This is a genomic window from Pseudarthrobacter oxydans, from assembly GCF_013314975.1.
Taxonomy (GTDB): Bacteria; Actinomycetota; Actinomycetes; order Actinomycetales; family Micrococcaceae; genus Arthrobacter; species Arthrobacter oxydans.
Window position 1 is genome coordinate 161,797 of the sequence record NZ_JABTYH010000005.1, and the last position, 17,926, is coordinate 179,722.

Genomic DNA, 17,926 nt, shown 5'->3' on the forward strand with positions numbered 1-17,926 from the left:
GTGAGCCTTCCACAGACAATACCCACGGGAGACCCCGCAGCGGCTGCCCTGCCTTCCGGCAGGACCAGCGACCCCACTGTTGCCAGCCTCCTGCAGGACATCTCCACCATCGGCACGGACACCTTCCGGGGCGGGTACTCGCGGCCGGTGTTTTCCACCGCGGAAACGGACCTGCGCGGCTGGTTCGTTGAGCAGGCCGGCCGGCGGTGCCTGGATGTCCACACGGACCAGAACGGCATCATCTGGGCCTGGTGGGACACCGCCGCGCGGACCCGGAAGGACGCCGTCGTGACCGGAAGCCACCTCGATTCCGTCCCCGGCGGTGGTGGGTACGACGGCCCGCTCGGTGTCGCCTCGGCGTTGATCGCCGTCGACATCCTCAAAGCCCGCGGACTCCGGCCCCGGCGCCCGCTGGCCATTGCGGTCTTTCCGGAAGAGGAAGGCTCCCGGTTCGGCGTTGCGTGCCTGGGCTCCCGCCTCCTCACCGGATCGCTGGACCCGGACAAAGCACGCCGGCTGAAGGACCCGGAGGGCAACACCTACGCGGATGTCGCCGCCGCGAACGGGCAGGACCCGCGGCTCATCGGAGCTGACTACGCAACGCTCCAGCAGCTGGGCGTCTTTGTGGAACTGCACGTGGAGCAGGGCAGGGGACTGGCTGACCTCGACCAGCCCGTGGCCATCGGTTCCTCGATCCTGGGCCACGGCCGTTGGAAGCTCAGCATCAGCGGCCAGGGCAACCACGCCGGCACCACCCTGATGAGGGACCGCAGGGACCCCATGGTGGCCGCCGCGAAAATCATGGTCAGCATCCGGGACACTGCACGGAAGTACCGGGACGCCAGGGCCACCGTGGGCAGGGTCCAGCCGGTACCCGGGGGCACCAACGTGATCGCCTCACGCGTGGACCTGTGGATTGATGCCCGGCATCCGGACGACTCCGTCACCGCGGCGCTGGTGGAGGCCATCGGGCTGAATGCGCAGGTGTTCGCCGCGGAGGAAGGCTGCACCGCGGCCATGACCATGGAATCGCTCAGCCCCACGGTGCATTTCGACGGCGGGCTGCGCAGCCGGCTGCAGGAACTGCTCCCGGCCGCGCCGGTCCTGGCCACGGGGGCAGGGCACGACGCCGGCGTCCTGGGGCCACACCTGCCCACAGCCATGATCTTTGTCCGCAATCCCACCGGCATCTCCCATTCCCCCGAGGAACTGGTGGAGGACTGGGACGCCGAGGCCGGCGCACTCGCGCTGGCGGACTCACTCGCGGGGCTGGCAGGCGACGCCCGCGCACCCAGGTAGCGCCGCCGCCGTCGTCCTCCCGCGCGGTTCCGTGCCTAAGATGGCTGCTATGACCGAACACGCAGCCGATCACGCCGGTGACGACGACGGGGCTCAGGCTGACGGGCAGGCTGCGGGCCGGCTGGAGCAGGTCATCGCACGCCAGGTGCGGCACTACCGTACGGCAGCCGGGCTGTCCTCGGCGGAACTGGCCGCCCGGACCGGCCTTTCCAAGGCGATGATCTCCCGGGTGGAAACCGCCACCACCTCGTGTTCCCTCACCACGCTGCAGCGGCTTGCGGACGGGCTGGAAGTCCCGGTCACCGCATTGTTCCGCGGCGCAGACACGGACCGCGACGCCACCTTCACCAAGAGCGGCCAGGGAAGCCTTACGGTCCGGAGCGGCACCCGGCACGGCCACGAATACCGCGTCCTGGGCACGCTCAAGGGCAGGACCGACGCCCTGGAACCCACGCTGGTGACGCTCACCGACGCCTCCGACGTGTTCCCGCTGTTCCAGCACCCCGGCACGGAGTTCATCTACATGCTCGCGGGCAGGATGGTGTACGGCCACGGCTCATACGAGTACGCCATGGAGCCGGGCGATTCCCTGCTGCTGGACGGCGAAGGGCCGCACGGGCCGCTGGAACTGCTGGACCTCCCCATCACGTTCCTGGCCATCTCCGCCAAGTAGGATCCAGCCCTTCCCACCCCCACCCCTGCGCTCTGCGGGACGGCTGAAACTTCCGTGTGGATGACTGAAACGATCATTTAACACACCGGAAACCCAGGCCATTACTGCCGCCATACAGTTGGAACCAGACGGCAATAGCTGCCCTCCGATGAACGTGGTACTGACTCCGCGTCCCTCCTCCGGAGTGGCTCCAACGGGCGATTTGGCGTTCTCTCCTCGCATCACGAAAGGGGTTTCCCATGGATTCGGGAAATGTCGCTTGGATTTTGGCCAGCGCAGCGCTGGTCTGCATGATGATCCCCGCCCTTGCCCTGTTTTACGGGGGCATGGTGGGGTCGCGCCGCATTCTCAACATGATGATGATGTGTTTTGGCGGCGCCAGCCTGGTGGCCGTCCTCTGGGCGCTGTTCGGATACTCGCTGGCCTTTGGCAATTCAGTGGGCGGGCTGGGCCTGATCGGTGACATCACCGAGTTCCCCGGCCTGGGGCAGCTGATGGCTGAGGATGGGGAGGCGTCCATTCCGGTGGCCCTGTTCGCGGCCTTCCAGCTGTTCTTCGCCTGTGTCACCACCGCGCTGGTGGCGGGCGCGGCTGCCGGGCGCATGAAGTTCGGTGCCTGGATGCTGTTTGCCGGCATCTGGGCCACCATCGTGTACTTCCCGGTGGCGCACTGGGTGTTCGCCTTCTCCTCCGAGGACGGCAGCGTGACCGGTGGCTGGATCGCCAGCGGCATCGAGGCCATCGACTTTGCCGGCGGCACCGCCGTGCACATGAACGCAGGCGCAGCCGCCCTGGCCCTGGCGCTGGTCCTGGGCAAGAGCTCGGGCTGGCCCAAGGTGGAGCACGCGAAGCCGCACAGCCGGCCGCTGGTGCTGGTGGGTGCAGGCCTCCTCTGGGTCGGCTGGTTCGGCTTCAATGCCGGCTCGGCACTGTCCGCCGGCCACTCGGCGTCGGTGGTGTTCCTCAACACCGCTGTGGCTGCCTCGGCCGGCCTGCTGGCCTGGGCCCTGGTGGAACGGGTCCGCCGCGGCGCTGCCACCAGCATGGGCGCAGCCTCCGGCCTGATCTCCGCCCTCGTGGCCATCACCCCCGCCTGCGGTGCGGTCAGCCCGCTGGGTGCGGTGGCCATCGGCGCGATTGCCGGGGCCGTCTGCTCGCTTGCCATTGAACTGAAGTACCGCCTGGGCTACGACGACTCGCTCGACGTCGTGGGCGTCCACCTGGTGGGCGGCATCCTGGGCACCCTGCTGATCGGCCTCTTCGCCACCGATGCTGCCCCGAACGGAGTCAGCGGACTCTTCTACGGCGGCGGCGTGGAATTGCTCGGCGTCCAGTCGCTCGCAACCGTCACGGTGCTGGCCTACTCGTTCGGCATCACCTGGGTCCTCGCCAAGATCCTGGACAAGACGATCGGCCTGCGGATCAACCCGGAGGACGAGATGCGCGGCATCGACCTCGCGGCACACTCCGAGCTCGCTTACCTTACGGATGAGGATCCGGTGGAGCTGGGCTCCCCGCAGCGCGCGTAGGTTTTCGAAGGATTCCGGGTGGGTTCCATCCGGAGGACGAGTCAGGCAGAGGGCCAACCTGTGGACCGGTGCCGGCATGAGCCGGCTTATAGTTCCAGGGGTTGGTCCTCTGTCATGGTGTCAAGCGCCTGGTCGGCCGGAAATCAGTGTTCAGTACACACAAGGTTCCCGTCCCGGACTTCCAGGACCGCGCCGCGGAGGTGGCTCAGGCGGGTTTCGGGGTTCGGGGCCATGGTGTCGATGTCCTCGCCGCCCCAGTACGGATGGGTGAAGTAGGCCAGCAGGGCCCGCTCCTTGCCGTCTTCCGTGGGGTCGAGCGGCACCACGTCCGCGTGGCGTCCGACGACGGGCCGCCCGTCCACGTGCTCCGGCCGGGTGAGGATCAGCCCGTCCAGGTGCTCCTGCCGGACCCAGGTGCCGCTGGCGTCCGCCGAGCGGTACACCGCCTGGCCCCGCCACTCATCCACGATCATCCAGTAGGTGCCCTCGAGCCGGAACACCTTGGGCCCCTCATGCGGGCGGCCGGGAATGGTGATGCCTTCCAGGGTCCAGGACGAGGGGTCCCGCGGCGTATCGCTCACCGCGCTGTACGTGGCGGAGCCGCGTGCCTCGTCCTTGTACCAGAGCCGGTAGCGGCCGTCCCCGCACGGTGCGACGGCGGCGTCGATCACCCGAGGCGAATCGAGGTCGATGGGGCCCAGGTACTCCCAATTCACCAGGTTCCCGCTGGCGAACTGCACGATTGCCGCGTTTCCGTTCCAGTCCTTCCGCACCCCGCCCAAGACGGTCAGGTACATCAGCCACTCATCGCCGATGCGTACGACGTCGGGTGCCCAGAGGGTTGCCGGCAGTTCGGTTCCGGGCGGCACCAGTCCGTCCACGGTGCCCTGGTACTGCCAGGTGGCGCCGCCGTCCGAGGATCGTGCTGAACCGATGGCCGTGCCGTGCACCCACTCCACTCCTTGGAGGCCCGGTGCCGTGGCCCGGCGCTGGGTGTAGAACAGCACCCACTCACCGGTGAGGTGGTCCGGAACCAGGACCGGATCCGTCGGGCCGTCCCAGACCGGATCGCGGTACGGCGTCCTGAAGGCGTCGGGACGCAGGGGAGTGAGCGGCTCTTGCACTGGTTCTCCAACGTTGTAGTTCCTTGGAGTACCAGCTTATGCGACGCGTCCGGGCCGTGCCTGATCCTCCCGGTGCCCTCCGCCTGGCCTTGTCAGGTCCTAGCCGTGGGCCTTGCCGTGCCCGCCATGCAGGGCGCGGTAGGCGTACACCAGAAGGGCGACGCCCGCCAGGATCATGAGGGTGAGCACAAGGATGTCCGCAGCGATGAGCAGTGCCGTTGACTGCAGGGCGAAGATTACGCCCAGCACGCCCAGGACCGCCGCCGGGATCAGGGGCCACTTCAGCCGCCCGGTGGGCCCGGCGTCGGGGACGGGCACCAGGGACAGCACGCCGAAGGTGGCCGCCAGGCCGAGGAAGAGGACGGCTGCCACGGGCATGCCCTGCAGATCCTGCGGGAGGGTAACAATGACGGCGAGGGCCAGCATCACGCCGCTGGGGATCACCGCCCACCAGTTGCCCCGCTGGCGCAGGTAGACGGCGGCGAATCCGGCGGCCATGAACAGGAACAGGAAGCTCGCGCCGGCGCCGCCGTCCGTAAATTGGGAGGCGGCGACCACGGCTGCCAAACCCAGGAACACCGAACCGGGGATCGCGGCCCACCAGTTCTCCGGGCTGCGGATGAAGAGGGACAGGAACACAGCCCCTATGGCGGCGAAGATCAGCATCGGCACATAGGCCGCGCTCTCGATGACGTTGAGCAGGTCCAGCAACAGCAGCACGCCAGCCGAGATCAGGACGATGCCGGCGATGATGCTCGCGTTGGCCGATTTCACGGTTTGCCTCCCGGGATGTGGCAGGCGCCCGCCAGTCGCTCTGCTGATCCCAGATTAAGTCCGGCCATGGTGCAGGCGTAGGGCCCAAAGCCCCGCCTTCACCGCTACTCCTTGAACAGCCCCGCGAGGTCCTCCGCCGTGATGGCGCCCCCGGCCAGGGCATCGCCTTCCATCACATCGGAAAACAGCTGCGACTTCCGGGCCTTGAGCGCCATGACCTTTTCCTCGATGGTGTCCTTGGCAACCAGCCGGTACACCATCACGTTCCGTGCCTGCCCAATGCGGTGGGTCCGGTCCACAGCCTGCGCTTCGGAAGCCGGGTTCCACCAGGGGTCCAGCAGGAACACGTAGTCGGCCTCGGTAAGGTTCAGCCCAAACCCGCCGGCCTTCAGCGAAATCAGGAACACCGGAGCGCTGCCGTTCTTGAACTCGTTGACCACGTCCGCGCGGTTGCGGGTGCCGCCGTCGAGGTAGCAGTATTCGATCTTCTCCTCGTCCAGGCGCTCCCGGACCTTCCCCAGGAAGCCGGTGAACTGGCTGAAGATCAGGGCGCGGTGGCCCTCAGCCACCAGGTCCTCCAGCTGCTCGAACAGCACGTCCAGCTTGCTTGACCGCACTGCCGAAAGCGCCGGGTCCACCAGGGAGGCGTCCAGGCTGAGCTGCCGCAGCAGGGTCAGCGACTGGAAGATGGTGAACCGGTTCTTGTTCACGTCCTCGATGAGCCCCAGGATCTTCTGCCGTTCGCGCTGCAGGTGCGTCTGGTAGACCTTCTGGTGGCGGGGGTTGAGCACAACCTCCAGGATCTGCTCCTGCTTGGGCGGCAGGTCCTTGATCACCTGGTCCTTGGTGCGGCGCATCATCAGCGGACGGACCCGACGGCGGAGCTTGTCCAGCTGCCCCTTGTCGCCGTTCTTCTCCACCGGCTTCTGGTAATACTCGGCGAAGCGCTTGGGGCTGGAAAACAGTCCGGGTGCAACGATCGAGGTGAGCGCCCAGAACTCCATGAGGTTGTTCTCCAGCGGCGTGCCCGTGATGGCCAGCTTGAAAGCCGCCGGCAGTTTCCGGGCGCACTGGTACGCCTTGGACTGGTGGTTCTTCACAAACTGCGCCTCGTCCAGGACCAGGCCGGACCAGATGCGGGAGGCGTAGGCCTCGTAGTCGATCCGGAACAGGGCGTAGGACGTGATCACAATATCGGCCCCGGCCAGTGCTTCGGCCGGCGCCTGGTTGCTCTTGGCGAAGGTCTCGCTGACGGCCTGGACCTTCAGTCCGGGGGCAAAACGCGCCGCTTCCGCTGCCCAGTTGCCCACGACGCTGGTGGGGGCAACCACCAAGAAGGGGGCGCCGGCGTCGGGCTGGCCTGCTGACACGCCTGCTGCCGCCAGGGAAAGCTCCTTCGCCGCGCACATCAGGGCAAGGGCCTGGACGGTCTTGCCCAGGCCCATATCGTCCGCGAGGATCCCGCCCAGGCTGTGCCGGTACAGGAACGTCAGCCAGTTGAAGCCCTCCAGCTGGTATGGCCGGAGCTCCGCATTGAGGGTGGCCGGGAGCGGCAGGCCGTCCACGCCGCCTTCAAGCAGGCCGCCCACCGCTGAACGCCACGCGGCCGCCTGCTCGTCCACGATTCCCAGCTGGGCAAGCTCGTCCCACAGCCCGGCCTGGAAGCGGCTGATCTGCAGGGGCGCGTCCTTGTTGTCCTGCAGGGAGCGCGCCTCCTCGATCAGTGCGCGCAGCTGGTGCAGCTCGGGCAGGTCCAGGGAGAAGTAGGCGCCGCTGGGCAGCAGCATCTTGGTCTGGCCGGACGCCAGCGCGGAGAACACCGCCGCGAAGGAGACCGGCTGCCCTTCAAGGGTGATCTGGATGCCGAGGTCGAACCAGTCGCGCTGCTCGGTGGCCTTGGTGGAGATGGACACCACCGGCGCTTCCTCGGCCTCACGGTATTCGGCGATTTCACCCACGGTGTCCACCTCGACGTCCGGGGCTTCGCGCAGCCTGGGGAGGACCTCCTCGGTGAAGGCCAGTGTGTCCAGGCCCTTCAGTTCCGCTGACGCCGCAAGCCGCGGGGTGCCCCAGCCGCCGGTGGCGGACTCACCCAGGGCGGGCACCACGTCCCACGGCTGGCCGAGGCCTTCGAGGATTCGGGCTTCCGCGGTGTCGTCGCGGTAGCCGTGGTCGCCGGGGTGCCTCCAGAGGGGCTGCGCCGTGACCAGGTTTCCGCTTTTGTAATGCCACTCCCAGTGCAGCCGCACCCTGTGGTCGGCGCCGTAGTTTGCCAGCAGGGACAGGGTGGGGACGGCCAGCGCCGGGAGTTCCACGGACTCGTCCCGGGCCGTGACCCGGGCCGTCTGCTTCAGCTTCGGGTAGAAGCCCGTCAGGAACCGCGACTCGTCCCTGGCCGGGATGTGCAGCGTGCTGCCGGCTGTCACGAACGTCAGCAGTTCCTCGCTCAGGCCGCCTTCCAGCGGAGCCAGCGTGATCACGTTCTCGCCCGCCGGTGCCTCGCCAACACCGGGCAGCGCGCCGCCGTCGGTGGTGAAGAAGATGCCGTGGGCCGGGCGGCCGATGGTTCCCACGGACGCCGGATCAACCTCCACGCCCTCAATGGCGATGGTGGGCGCAAGCTCCAGGCCGCCGTCGGACGCCTGGTCCTTGGCGGCCGCCGCGGGTACCGCCCCCTCCGCTGCGGTCGCACCGTCGAGCGGCGAGCCGTGACGGCTCAGGCTAAGGCCGACGGCGGCGGGGGACCCTGCGAGGCGGACCGGCTCAGTGCCGCGCGAGTGCACCAGCGCAAGGCCGATCTTCCCGGCGTCTTCCAGCAGGCTCCACAGATTCTTCCCGGCGTACGAGTTCAGCCCCAGCCAGAAGCCGGAGGAGTTGTAGGTCCGGCCGGCTGCCGCGGAATGGGCGGCCAGGAACTCCTGCATCCACTCCACATGCGCGGGATTGCACTCGCGCCGGAAGTTCAGGTAGTTCAGCGTGGTCCAGGAAACGTCGCCGCGGATCCACTTGCCCTTGGCGCCCATGATGACGGGCCGGGCCTTGAGCTGGCGGACGCTGCGCTGCGGATCGCGCCGGCCGGTGTAGGAAAAGTGCGGCGCGGGTTCTTCCACCTCGAACTGGAGCGCCAGCGGAACTCCGGCGTTGGAGGGGACGGCTCCCGGCTGGGAGATCAGCGGGCTGAGGGCCTGTTCCCAGTCGGACAGGGCGGCGCCGGGCGGGGTGCGGGACAGCTGGGTGGAGGTGGACGGCGTGAGCAGCTGGACCCGGATGGCCGGGTTGTCCTCGGCAGCGAAGAGCAGCGCCGCCACGTGCTTGCAGTCCTTGCGGACCGGGCAGCTGCACACGCCCACGGTGCAGCTCCAGCCGCCGCCCTTGCGGACCAGCTTGGCGGTGGTGGAGTAGGGCACGTCCGCGCCGCCGCGGACCTTGCCCAGCATGAGCCCGGTGCCGGCGTCGAACGAGATGCCCGAGACGCGGCTTCCCATGGCATACGCCAGCCCGGCCGCCAGCGAGCGGTCGTTGATGGCGGGAGTCTGTATTGCCAGTGCCGCACTCTCGTCCGGTTGGGATGGCATGGTGCGCGCTACTTTCAGCAGGCCACGGCGGGGCCGGGCCGGTGGTTGGTCATCTGATCCATCTTAGTTCGCCGACGGGGCGAAGGGCGCCGCCGGCGACTTGAGGGCGGCAGGGTGGGATCACATGGACAACCAGGGAGGCAACTGCAGCGGAATGCCGCAGCCGGCCCGGGAGGTGGTGGGGCTTCGGCCCGCACCACCGCCCGGCCTGTCAGCTCTGGTGCACCGGCGCCCAAGCACCGGTCCCCACGGCCTCGCGGGCGGGGGCGCCGGCGTCGAACCGGTCAAGCCGGAAGGCGGCGAGTACGGGAGAGGGGGTTCCGGTAAGGATTTCCTCCGCGAGGAGCTCACCGAGGATCAGCCCCAGCGTGGCGCCCGAATGGGTGAAAACCGTGTGCAGGCCTGGTATCGAAGACACCGGGCCCACCACCGGTTCACCGTCGCCGGGAATGGGTTTCAGGCCTGCAGCCACCCGCCGGACGGTCAGCCGGGGATTCCCCGCGAGTACCTTCGAGGCTTCCTCGAGCAGGCCCTGGACGGACTCCTCGGGAACCGTGAAGGATCCGTCGTCTTCGATGATCACGGACTGCTCTGCCCAGTCCGCGTCAAGTACCAGCCCGCCGTCAGGCGTGGGCCGCACAGCGACCCGCGGCGTGTTCAGGACGGTCTGCACTTTCACGTCGAGCGGTTCGGTGAACACCACGAAGGCGGCCGGCGTGGCATCAGGAACCGTTACGCCCAGGGCTGCGAGCTGGGCCGGGACCTCACCGCCGGTGGCCAATACCACCTGGTCGGCTTCCAGCCGCGTCCCGTCGCCCAGGATGACGCCGACCGCGGCGCTGTCCCTCACATCCACCTGGACATCCCCGGCATCCTTGATGATCACCGCCCCGTTGTCCGCCGCCTCGGAAGCCAATGCCGTAATGAAGTCGGGCATGTTGACCCAGCCTTCACCAGGGTTATAAATGGCACCCTCGTCGGCCACCGCAGCGGCGTCCACATCCGGGGCGATCCGGGCCACGTCCCTGCTGTCCACCCAGACGGAGTGGTATCCGCCCGAACGCTCGAAAGCGAAGGTATCGCGGAAGGTTTCGTCCGGGCCGGCCCATTTCAGTGCACCATCGAACCTCAGATAGTCGCGGCTTTCGGGGTGGTGCGCGCTCCAGGTGCGGTAGCGGTCGATGGCGAGCATCCGGAGGTAGTGGTACTCGGCGGATCGGGCGCCGGAGGAGTTCAGCCATGCGATCGAGCGGCCGGAGGCTCCGCTTGCCAGCGGACCGGACGTGACGAGTGTGACATGCGCGCCTCCCTTTGCCAGGTGGACGGCGGTGGAAACGCCAAGGATTCCGCCGCCGATGACGGCGACTTTCCTGGCGGGGTTTGCGGAGGACATGGTGTCTCGCTTTCCTGGTGTGGAAGATTGGTGGTGTGAAGGTGTGCCGTGGCGACGTACGTCAGGCGAGGACATGGACTTCTTCGATGACTTTGAGGACCGCGACGGCGTCCGCCGGGTCAACAGGGACCGGCCCGCCGTGCAGGAGGGCTCCGGCGAGGAGCCGGTAGAACTGGGGATACGCGCCCCGCTCGGCGGGCACGGCGCGTGTTGCGCCGTCGACTCCCAGGAGCCCCCAAGACTCCTGGGACTCAACGCCATATGCCGGGTCCGACGGCGGCAGGCCGGCGTCGAGCGCGGGTTCCTGGCCGTCCAGTCCCCACTTTGTGTAGCCGGCGTGGGAGCCCAGGACGTGGAACCGGGGGCCTGCCTGGGCGGCCATGCCGTTCATCCACAGCCGGGAGCGCACCCCCGAGTCATGCAGCAGGGACACGAACGCTTCCGTGTCGGCCGCATCCGGGTTCAGGCCCTGGCGCGCTGTTTCGCCGTAGCTGCGCGCCACGGGGCCGAACAGTTGGACGGCCTGGTCAATGAGGTGGGCACCCAGGTCGTGGAGGATTCCTCCGCCCTCGGCTGTGGTGGCGGAATCGCGCCAGTTCCCGAATCCCTCGGGGCGCCACCACTCAAACCGGGATTCGAAGGTCCGGACCTCGCCCAGCGCGCCCTCGTGGAGGAGCTTCCTGAGGGTGAGGAAGTCCGAGTCCCAGCGGCGGTTCTGGAAAACCGTCAGCTGCATGCCGGTCTCTGACGCCAATGCCAAGAGTTCCTGCCCCTGGGCCGAGGTGGTGACAAACGGCTTGTCCACCACCACGTGCAGCTTGTGGGCGATCGCCGTCGATGCCATGCCAAAATGCGTGGCCGGAGGGGTTCCCAGGACCACCAGGTCGAGGTCCGCCGCCAGCGCGAACATGGCCTCCGCCGTCGGCACGACTCGCGCGTGCGGGTAGCGGGCAGCCGCTGCGGCGGCCCGTTCCGGATCTGCGGTGACAATGACATCGAGTGAATAGGACGGGTCTGCCTCAATGAGGGGTGCATGGAAGACCCGTCCCGAGATGCCAAAGCCGACGACGGCGGTACGGATGGGTCCTTTGCCTGCGGACCCCATCAGAGGACCTCGGAGAGGAAACGCTGGAGGCGCTCGCTGCGCGGGTTGTCGAAGATCTCCGCCGGGGTGCCGGCTTCCACGACTTCGCCTTCGTCCATAAAGACCACCTGGTCGGCCACCTTCCGGGCGAAGCCCATCTCGTGCGTGACCACCACCATGGTCATTCCCCTCTTGGCCAGCGACGCCATCAGGGTCAGGACTCCCTTAACGAGCTCGGGGTCCAGGGCGCTGGTGGCCTCGTCGAAAAGCATTACTTCCGGTTCCATGGCGAGGGCGCGGGCGATGGCAACGCGCTGCTGCTGCCCGCCGGAAAGGTCCCGGGGGCGGTGGTCGGCGCGTTCGGCGAGTCCCACTTCGGCCAGGCGGAGGCGCGCGCGTTCCCGTGCCTCCGCCTTGGACATCTTCTTGACGCTCCAGAGGGCGAGGGCCACGTTTTCCAGCGCGGTGTGGTCCGGGAAGAGGTTGAAGTGCTGGAACACCATGCCGATCCGGCTGCGCAGGATGTCCGGGTTGACGTTTAGCGCACTTTCGCCGGCGAGTACAACGTCACCGCTCTTGGGCTCATGCAGCCTGTTCACGCCCCGCAGGAGGGTGGACTTGCCTGAGCCGGACGGCCCGATGATGCAGGTGGTGGTGCCGGGTGCCACGGCCAGGCTGACGTTGCGGAGGACCTCAATATCCCCGTAGGCCATGGTCAGGTTCTTCAGCTCCAGGCTGGAGCCGTGGAAGGTTTCGATGTCAGCAGTGGTATTTGTGCTGGTGCTGGTGATCATGTGTTGCTCCCGGTGGTGAGCGGTGAGGCCGCGTCCAGTTCCTTGACTTCATTGAGGCCGCTGGTGGGGGCCGAGGGACGGCGCTTTCCTGTGCGGAAGCGGGTATCGAAGTAGTTGACCAGGTGGGTGAGCGGCACGGTGATGATGAGGTAGAAGATGCCCGCCATGACCAGGGGGGAGAGGTTCCCGGAGAGCACTGCGGCGTCCTGGCCCACGCGGAAGAGTTCGCGTTCGCTGACCAGCAGTCCGAGGAAGTACACCAGCGAGGAGTCCTTCACGATGGCGATGAACTGGTTCACGAGGGCAGGCAGGACGCGGCGGATGCCCTGGGGGATCACCACCAGTGCCATCGATTTGCCGTAGCTCATGCCCAGGGCGCGGCATGCTTCGCCCTGGCCCTTGTCCACGCTTTGGATGCCGGCGCGAAAGATTTCGCCGATGTAGGCGCTGGCAATCAGGCTGAGGGCGATGATGCCCAGGGGGTAGGGCGAGGGGCCGAAGATCGACTGGCTGAGGCGGGCAAAGCCCTGGCCGATCAGGAGGATGGTCAGGATGGCCGGCAGGCCGCGGAAGAGGTCCGTGTAGATGCGGGCCGGGATGCGCAGCCACCTGGACGGTGAGATGCCCATGACGGCCACCACCATGCCCAGGACCACGCCAATGACGGTGGCGGCGACGGAGATGATGAGGGTGTTGAGGAGGCCTACCGCCAGGAGCTGGGGCAGGACTTCAGCCATGGCGCCGAAGTCGAAGAAGGTGCGGATGATGGTGTTGAGCCAGTCCATTGAATGCTCTCAGGTGTTAGTTGTTCCGGTAGCAGCCGGGCGGGCCTTGGCATGGAAGCGTTCGGCCCGCCCGGACATGCCCGTGGTCTACTTGCTTGCTGTCTGGGCCGGGGTTGCGGTCTGTTCTGACTTCGGGAGGTACTGCTCGGGCATCGGGGAACCCGGGAACCACTTCTCGTAGAGCTTCTTCCAGGTGCCGTCCTCCATGGCTTCGGCCAGGCCCTTGTTGAGGGCCTCCTTGAGGGCGGTCTTGCCCTTGGCGACGGCGAACCCGGCCGGTGCGTCGAAGGACGGGATGTCCGCGGCGCTGACCAGTCCGAACTGTTCCTGGTAGGACTTCGCGGCTTCGTAGTCCAGGAAGTGTGCATCCACAGAACCGCTGTTGACGGCGGAGATTGCCGTGTTGTTGTCCGGGAACCGCACCAGGCTGGCCGAGGTGAAGTTCTTCACTGCATAGGCTTCCTGCAGTGTTCCTTGCACCACGCCCAGGCGTTTTCCGGAAAGTCCGTCGGCGTTGCTGATGCCGGAGGACTTGGTGGTGATGACGGTGAGGTAGCCGGCCAGGTATCCGTCGGAGAAATCGACAGTTTCCTTGCGCTTGTCCGTGATGCCGATGGCCGCCACGCCGGCGTCAAACTGCCCGTTGGCTACGGCGGCCAGCAGGCCGGAGAAGTCCTGTCCGGTGAAGACCACATCGTCTACGCCGGCGCGGGAGGCAACGTCCGTAAAGAGTTCCACGTCGAAGCCGGTGAACTTGCCCTGGGCATCCGTGAACGTATAGGGCTTCGAATCGCCCAGGCTTGCAACCCGGATGGAGCCCGGCTCAATGAGGCCGTAGGGGTTTTCGGCCGGCGAGGACGAGGCTGATGAGGAGCCGCCGCAGCCGGAGAGTGCCAGGACAGCGGCAACGGCCGCGGCAATGAGCGCCGCGGGGCGCACAGTGGTTCGAGTAATCACAGCGAGTTTTCCAATCGTGAGGAAGCGGGAGATGGAGGATCAAGATCCGCCGTGGCGGGGTTTGCCGGAAACCCTTGCTGAGTCCGGTCTCAATGCCTACGATTGAGACCGGACTCACATCGATGGATAGAAATGTAATCGACGCCACTAAGGGCGTCAAGGGTCCATTACGAAAGGCCGACATGAGTACTGATGCTTCCCGTCGACGCGACGTCACCGTTGCCGACGTCGCCAAGGCCGCGCAGGTGTCCAAGGCCCAGGCGGCCCGTGCCCTGGGAAATTACGGCGCAGTGAGCGAGGACGTCCGGGAGCGGGTGCAGGCCGCCGCGGAGGAGCTGAACTACCGGCCCAACGAGCTCGCCCGCAGCATGAACACGGGGAAGTCCAACACCATCGGCGTGGTGGTGGGCGACATCGAAAACCCGCACTTCGGCCTGGCCACCCGGGGAATAACTGACACCGCCAAGAGGAGCGGCTTCAACGTCATCCTGGTCAACACGGATGAGGACAGGGCTGCGGAAGTGGACGCCGTCAGGGTGCTGCTGGACAAGCGGGTTGACGGCCTGATCGTGGCACCCGCCTCTTCCGTGGAGACCCAGCACCTCCAGGAAGTCCACAGCTCGGGAAGGCCGCTGGTCCTGCTGGACCGTACGGCGCAGGGGCTGGATGTGGACACGGTGGCCGTGGACATGGAAGGCATTTCCCATGAGTCAACCCGCTATTTGATTGAGGCCGGACACAGCCGGATCGCCTTCATCTCCACGCTTCGGACGAATGACTCCTACGCCACGGGCCTGTCGCTGGGCTCTTCCCAGATCTCGGACCGGCGGGACGGAATCATGCGGGCGTTCCGGGAAGCGGGTCTCAAGGAACCCGACGATCTGGTGCGCTTCAACGCCGACGGACCGGAAACCATCAAGAAGATCACCCGTGAACTGCTGCAGCAGCCGGACCCTGCAACGGCCATCATCGCCTCTGACGGCCTGATCGGGCTCAGCGTTGTGGAGGCCATCCAGGACCTCGGCCTCGCTATTCCGGATGATGTCTCGTTCCTCATGTACGACGATTTCGCCTGGACCCGCCTCACCAGGCCTCCTTTGACGGTGATCGCCCAGCCTGTGTACGAGATGGGCGTGGCAGCAGCCGAGGCCCTCATCCGGCAGATCCAGGGCAGGAAAGCGCCGGCGGCCAAACCCGAATTCGCCGCGACCCTCGTGAAGCGCGGCTCGGTGGGCGGGCCGTCCGGCGGCAAGGGCGGCCACGACGGCCGGCGGAAGGAAAACCTGCCTACGACGAAAACTTCGCCGGACGTTCATTTCCCCCTCAACGGCGCACCGGCCCAGTCCACGTAGCGTGAAAAACGTTCCGAGCACCACCCGTACCAGCCGTGAGGATTGCCATGATCACCAGCCAGCAGCCCGTCGTCCTGACCAGCAGCAGCATCGACTCCAGCGACGAGGACGTCGTGGAGGCGAACGTCAGCGTTGTGGATGCCATGCACAGCGCCCTGTTGCGGGCCGAAGAGATGTCGCCCGTGGCCGTGCGCAGCTATTGCGTGGACTTCTATCTGACCCAGGCGTTGGAGGGAGGCTTCGCGCAGTACGTGTTCACCGCCGTCGACCGCTCCGAAACGGACACCCTGGTCCGCGAAGGCATGGCGGGCATGGGTGCCCCTGCCCATCTTGACCTCTTCAACCGGGCTGTCGAGGCATTTGATGACTTGTCCGAAGAAGACGAGGAGCGCTACCTGGACGGTGGCCTGGATGAGGACTCCGAGGAAGTTCCCGACGGCGTCCTCCGGATGGAGGAGCTTGACGGCGAGTTTGAGGATCTGCTGGAGAGGGAGAACATCACGGCGCTCAACGCCGCCTGGCTCCGCGGCCAGGCCGAGCTGCTGGTGCTGGACGACGAGGAGGTCGGCGCCTACATTGAGCGGCGTGCGTCAATGATTCCCGACCTGCCGGAGCGCCAGGCGCAGGCGGACGCCGAAATGATCGGCGCCTGAACAGACGCTCCCGACCAGACGCGCCAGACCAAAAACGCCTGATCACGCGCGCCTGACCGCTTCGTACCGGGTGGCTGCCGGCCGCGGCTACGCCAGCTGCACCCGGGTGACTTTTACGGCGCCTTCCAGCACCAGCCGGAAGGCGCCGCCGCGCACGCGGAATGTTGTGCCGGGGCGAAGCTGAATCACAAGCTCACCACTGAAGCCCGCGGCAACCCTGGCGCTGCCCGCGGTGTTCCAGGTGTCCGCAGGGCCGGGTACCTGGATGCGGACCAGGCCGGCAGGCCCCGCCGGTTCGCCGGAAACCAGGTCAAGCATCACCTCATGACCGCCGTCGGCAGGGGCCAGCTCCCAGCCGCGGTAGAGCGCCCAGCCGGGCCGGGTAGTGTCCGCCGGTGCGATCGCCGTGCCGGCCAGCGGCGTTTCGGGCACCAGCGCCAGATGGTGGCAGGAGTCGAAGTTCTCAGCCCGGAACCACCGGCCGGCCCGGCGCCCGGATCCGGCGCTCCCCGCCACACTGAATGGGACTGCCAGCGGAAGATCCTCCGCGGACGCGCCCACCAGAAGCTGGTACGTACCGGGTTCCACCAGCATCCGTTCCTCCACCACGCTGTAGGTGGCAAGCCTCTCGAGCGGCACCCGGATCCTTGCGGTGGCCGTGCCTCCGGCCGGGACCTTCACCCGCTGGTGGCCCACCAGGAGCCGGCGGGGGAAATCGAAGCGGTGGTCCGGGGCGGACGCGTACACCTGCACCAGTTCCCACGCCGGGCGGGCGCCGGCGTTGCGCAGTTCCACCACGAGTTCCACCTGGTCCGCACCCTGGGGGCCTTCGCCCGGCAGTTCGCGCTGGGCCACAGATTCGTAGTGCACCTCGCCGTACGTCAGTCCGTGCCCCAGCGCGTACAGGGGTTCCGCGCGGCTGTACAGGTACGTGGAGCGGGAAGTGATGATGTCGTGATCTCGGACGCCATCTTCTACCGCGCGGACCTCTTCGAGGAACTCGGCGCCAAGCCGCCCACCTCCGCCGACGAATACCGCACTCTGGCCAAGGAACTCACGGACGAATCGAAGAATCGCTGGGGTTCGGAAGACGTCTGGACCGGCGCGCAGATCATGCACGGCGTGGTCCCCAAGTGGAAGCAGGTGGACGGCACGCTGCAGAACAAGGTGGAAACCGAAGAGTACCGGGCTGCCCTTGAGTGGACGGCGAAACTGTTTGCCGACGGCTCGGTCCACCCGGACGCCGTGGCCGGCAACGCGCAGCAGTCCAAGCAGCGCTTCGAATCCGGCGCCTCGCTGATGGCCTCCGACGGCATGGGCTCCTGGCACGAGGCCCTGGCCCGCGTCCTTCCGTCCAATCCGAAGTTCAACATGCAGCCCATGGACTACTTCGCCCCGGACGGCGGGAAGCCCACCCTGTTCCGGGCCCAGCCGGCAGCGATCTTCAGCTTCATCAAGAAGACGGAGCCCGCCAAGGTGGAGGAGATGCTGGCGCTGGCCAACTTCATGGCGGCCCCGTTTGGCACCGAGGAGAACGTGCTGATCAACAACGGTGTGGAGGGCGTCCACTTCACCAGGGACGCCCAGGGCATCCCGAAGGCCACGGCCAAGGGCACCGAGGAAGTCACCAGCACCTACGCGTTCCTGGTGAACGCCCCGATCGTGAACTCCATGGTCCAGTACCCGGGGCTGGTCCAGTCCCAGTCCGAGTGGGAGGCGCGCCAGGCACCCAACGTTGTGGAGGACGCCTTCTTCGGCATGCAGATCCAGGAGCCAGCCAAGTTCGGCTCACTGTCCAAGCCCTTTGACGACCTTGCCAAGGACATCATCCGCGGCCGCAAGAGCATGAAGGACCTCGATGCCGAACTCGCCACCTGGAAGAGCAAGGGCGGCGACGAACTCCGGGACTTCTACGCCGGATTCCTGGCCTAGGA

At 67.1% G+C, this 17,926-nt stretch carries 15 protein-coding genes; 6 read left to right on the forward strand and 9 right to left on the reverse strand.

Features of this window, described 5'->3' with window-relative positions:
• The 3 genes from HTS88_RS05585 to HTS88_RS05595 all read left to right on the forward strand — a co-directional run bounded on the left by HTS88_RS05585 (position 1) and on the right by HTS88_RS05595 (position 3,501).
• Positions 1 to 1,299, forward strand: coding sequence for an allantoate amidohydrolase (locus tag HTS88_RS05585; protein ID WP_174176296.1), 1,299 nt, complete (start codon positions 1 to 3; stop codon positions 1,297 to 1,299).
• 49 nt (positions 1,300 to 1,348) lie between these two features.
• On the forward strand, positions 1,349 to 1,972 hold the full coding sequence (locus tag HTS88_RS05590) for a helix-turn-helix domain-containing protein (RefSeq protein ID WP_174176298.1): 624 nt from the start codon (positions 1,349 to 1,351) through the stop codon (positions 1,970 to 1,972).
• Between the two features lie 239 nt (positions 1,973 to 2,211).
• Positions 2,212 to 3,501 carry an ammonium transporter gene (locus HTS88_RS05595; protein WP_174176300.1) on the forward strand — a complete coding sequence of 430 codons (1,290 nt, stop codon included), beginning with the start codon at positions 2,212 to 2,214 and terminating at the stop codon, positions 3,499 to 3,501.
• Between the two features lie 143 nt (positions 3,502 to 3,644).
• Here the strand turns inward: HTS88_RS05595 and HTS88_RS05600 are convergent, their stop codons facing one another.
• The 8 genes from HTS88_RS05600 to HTS88_RS05635 all read right to left on the reverse strand — a co-directional run bounded on the left by HTS88_RS05600 (position 3,645) and on the right by HTS88_RS05635 (position 13,984).
• Positions 3,645 to 4,625, reverse strand: coding sequence for a glycoside hydrolase family protein (locus HTS88_RS05600; RefSeq protein ID WP_174176302.1), 981 nt, complete (start codon positions 4,623 to 4,625; stop codon positions 3,645 to 3,647).
• A gap of 99 nt (positions 4,626 to 4,724) precedes the next feature.
• Positions 4,725 to 5,399 carry a hypothetical protein gene (locus HTS88_RS05605; RefSeq protein ID WP_174176304.1) on the reverse strand — a complete coding sequence of 225 codons (675 nt, stop codon included), beginning with the start codon at positions 5,397 to 5,399 and terminating at the stop codon, positions 4,725 to 4,727.
• A gap of 104 nt (positions 5,400 to 5,503) precedes the next feature.
• Positions 5,504 to 8,974 carry a DEAD/DEAH box helicase gene (locus tag HTS88_RS05610; protein WP_174176306.1) on the reverse strand — a complete coding sequence of 1,157 codons (3,471 nt, stop codon included), beginning with the start codon at positions 8,972 to 8,974 and terminating at the stop codon, positions 5,504 to 5,506.
• A 211-nt stretch (positions 8,975 to 9,185) separates the two neighbouring features.
• Positions 9,186 to 10,367: an NAD(P)/FAD-dependent oxidoreductase gene (locus HTS88_RS05615; protein WP_174176308.1), complete on the reverse strand. Its 1,182-nt coding sequence runs from the start codon at positions 10,365 to 10,367 to the stop codon at positions 9,186 to 9,188.
• A gap of 61 nt (positions 10,368 to 10,428) precedes the next feature.
• Positions 10,429 to 11,472, reverse strand: coding sequence for a Gfo/Idh/MocA family protein (locus HTS88_RS05620; protein ID WP_174176310.1), 1,044 nt, complete (start codon positions 11,470 to 11,472; stop codon positions 10,429 to 10,431).
• Positions 11,472 to 12,245 (reverse strand): amino acid ABC transporter ATP-binding protein, encoded by a 774-nt coding sequence (locus HTS88_RS05625; protein WP_217432230.1) that lies wholly within the window; start codon positions 12,243 to 12,245, stop codon positions 11,472 to 11,474. The genes HTS88_RS05620 and HTS88_RS05625 overlap by 1 nt, the downstream gene beginning before the upstream one ends.
• Positions 12,242 to 13,030, reverse strand: coding sequence for an amino acid ABC transporter permease (locus HTS88_RS05630; RefSeq protein WP_104186508.1), 789 nt, complete (start codon positions 13,028 to 13,030; stop codon positions 12,242 to 12,244). The genes HTS88_RS05625 and HTS88_RS05630 overlap by 4 nt, the downstream gene beginning before the upstream one ends.
• 87 nt (positions 13,031 to 13,117) lie before the next feature.
• The gene (locus HTS88_RS05635) at positions 13,118 to 13,984 is read right to left on the reverse strand and encodes a transporter substrate-binding domain-containing protein (RefSeq protein ID WP_174176369.1); all 867 of its coding nucleotides are present in this window, start codon (positions 13,982 to 13,984) and stop codon (positions 13,118 to 13,120) included.
• 185 nt (positions 13,985 to 14,169) lie between these two features.
• Here HTS88_RS05635 and HTS88_RS05640 point away from each other — a divergent pair, with 185 nt between their 5' ends.
• Both HTS88_RS05640 and HTS88_RS05645 read left to right on the forward strand, forming a co-directional pair.
• Complete coding sequence (locus tag HTS88_RS05640; RefSeq protein ID WP_174176312.1) at positions 14,170 to 15,339, forward strand: LacI family DNA-binding transcriptional regulator; 1,170 nt, start codon at positions 14,170 to 14,172, stop codon at positions 15,337 to 15,339.
• Between the two features lie 47 nt (positions 15,340 to 15,386).
• The gene (locus HTS88_RS05645) at positions 15,387 to 15,992 is read left to right on the forward strand and encodes a DMP19 family protein (RefSeq protein WP_246256010.1); all 606 of its coding nucleotides are present in this window, start codon (positions 15,387 to 15,389) and stop codon (positions 15,990 to 15,992) included.
• A gap of 87 nt (positions 15,993 to 16,079) precedes the next feature.
• Here HTS88_RS05645 and HTS88_RS22130 read toward each other — a convergent pair whose 3' ends face one another.
• Positions 16,080 to 16,862 carry a fibronectin type III-like domain-contianing protein gene (locus tag HTS88_RS22130; protein WP_343044885.1) on the reverse strand — a complete coding sequence of 261 codons (783 nt, stop codon included), beginning with the start codon at positions 16,860 to 16,862 and terminating at the stop codon, positions 16,080 to 16,082.
• 84 nt (positions 16,863 to 16,946) lie between these two features.
• On the opposite strand from HTS88_RS22130, the gene HTS88_RS05650 reads away from it, so the two are divergent.
• Entirely contained in the window at positions 16,947 to 17,924 is a 978-nt protein-coding gene (locus tag HTS88_RS05650; protein ID WP_343044886.1) for an extracellular solute-binding protein, read from the forward strand.
• Positions 17,925 to 17,926: the final 2 nt, after the last annotated feature.

What these genes read in the sequence shown, in the direction of transcription:
- HTS88_RS05590 (WP_174176298.1), top strand. Translation starts at nt 1,349, where the DNA reads ATGACCGAACACGCAGCCGATCACGCCGGTGACGACGACGGGGCTCAG.
- HTS88_RS05595 (WP_174176300.1), top strand. Translation starts at nt 2,212, where the DNA reads ATGGATTCGGGAAATGTCGCTTGGATTTTGGCCAGCGCAGCGCTGGTC.
- HTS88_RS05610 (WP_174176306.1), bottom strand. Translation starts at nt 8,974, where the DNA reads ATGCCATCCCAACCGGACGAGAGTGCGGCACTGGCAATACAGACTCCC.
- HTS88_RS05615 (WP_174176308.1), bottom strand. Translation starts at nt 10,367, where the DNA reads ATGTCCTCCGCAAACCCCGCCAGGAAAGTCGCCGTCATCGGCGGCGGA.
- HTS88_RS05620 (WP_174176310.1), bottom strand. Translation starts at nt 11,472, where the DNA reads ATGGGGTCCGCAGGCAAAGGACCCATCCGTACCGCCGTCGTCGGCTTT.
- HTS88_RS05625 (WP_217432230.1), bottom strand. Translation starts at nt 12,245, where the DNA reads ATGATCACCAGCACCAGCACAAATACCACTGCTGACATCGAAACCTTC.
- HTS88_RS05630 (WP_104186508.1), bottom strand. Translation starts at nt 13,030, where the DNA reads ATGGACTGGCTCAACACCATCATCCGCACCTTCTTCGACTTCGGCGCC.
- HTS88_RS05640 (WP_174176312.1), top strand. Translation starts at nt 14,170, where the DNA reads ATGAGTACTGATGCTTCCCGTCGACGCGACGTCACCGTTGCCGACGTC.
- HTS88_RS05645 (WP_246256010.1), top strand. Translation starts at nt 15,387, where the DNA reads ATGATCACCAGCCAGCAGCCCGTCGTCCTGACCAGCAGCAGCATCGAC.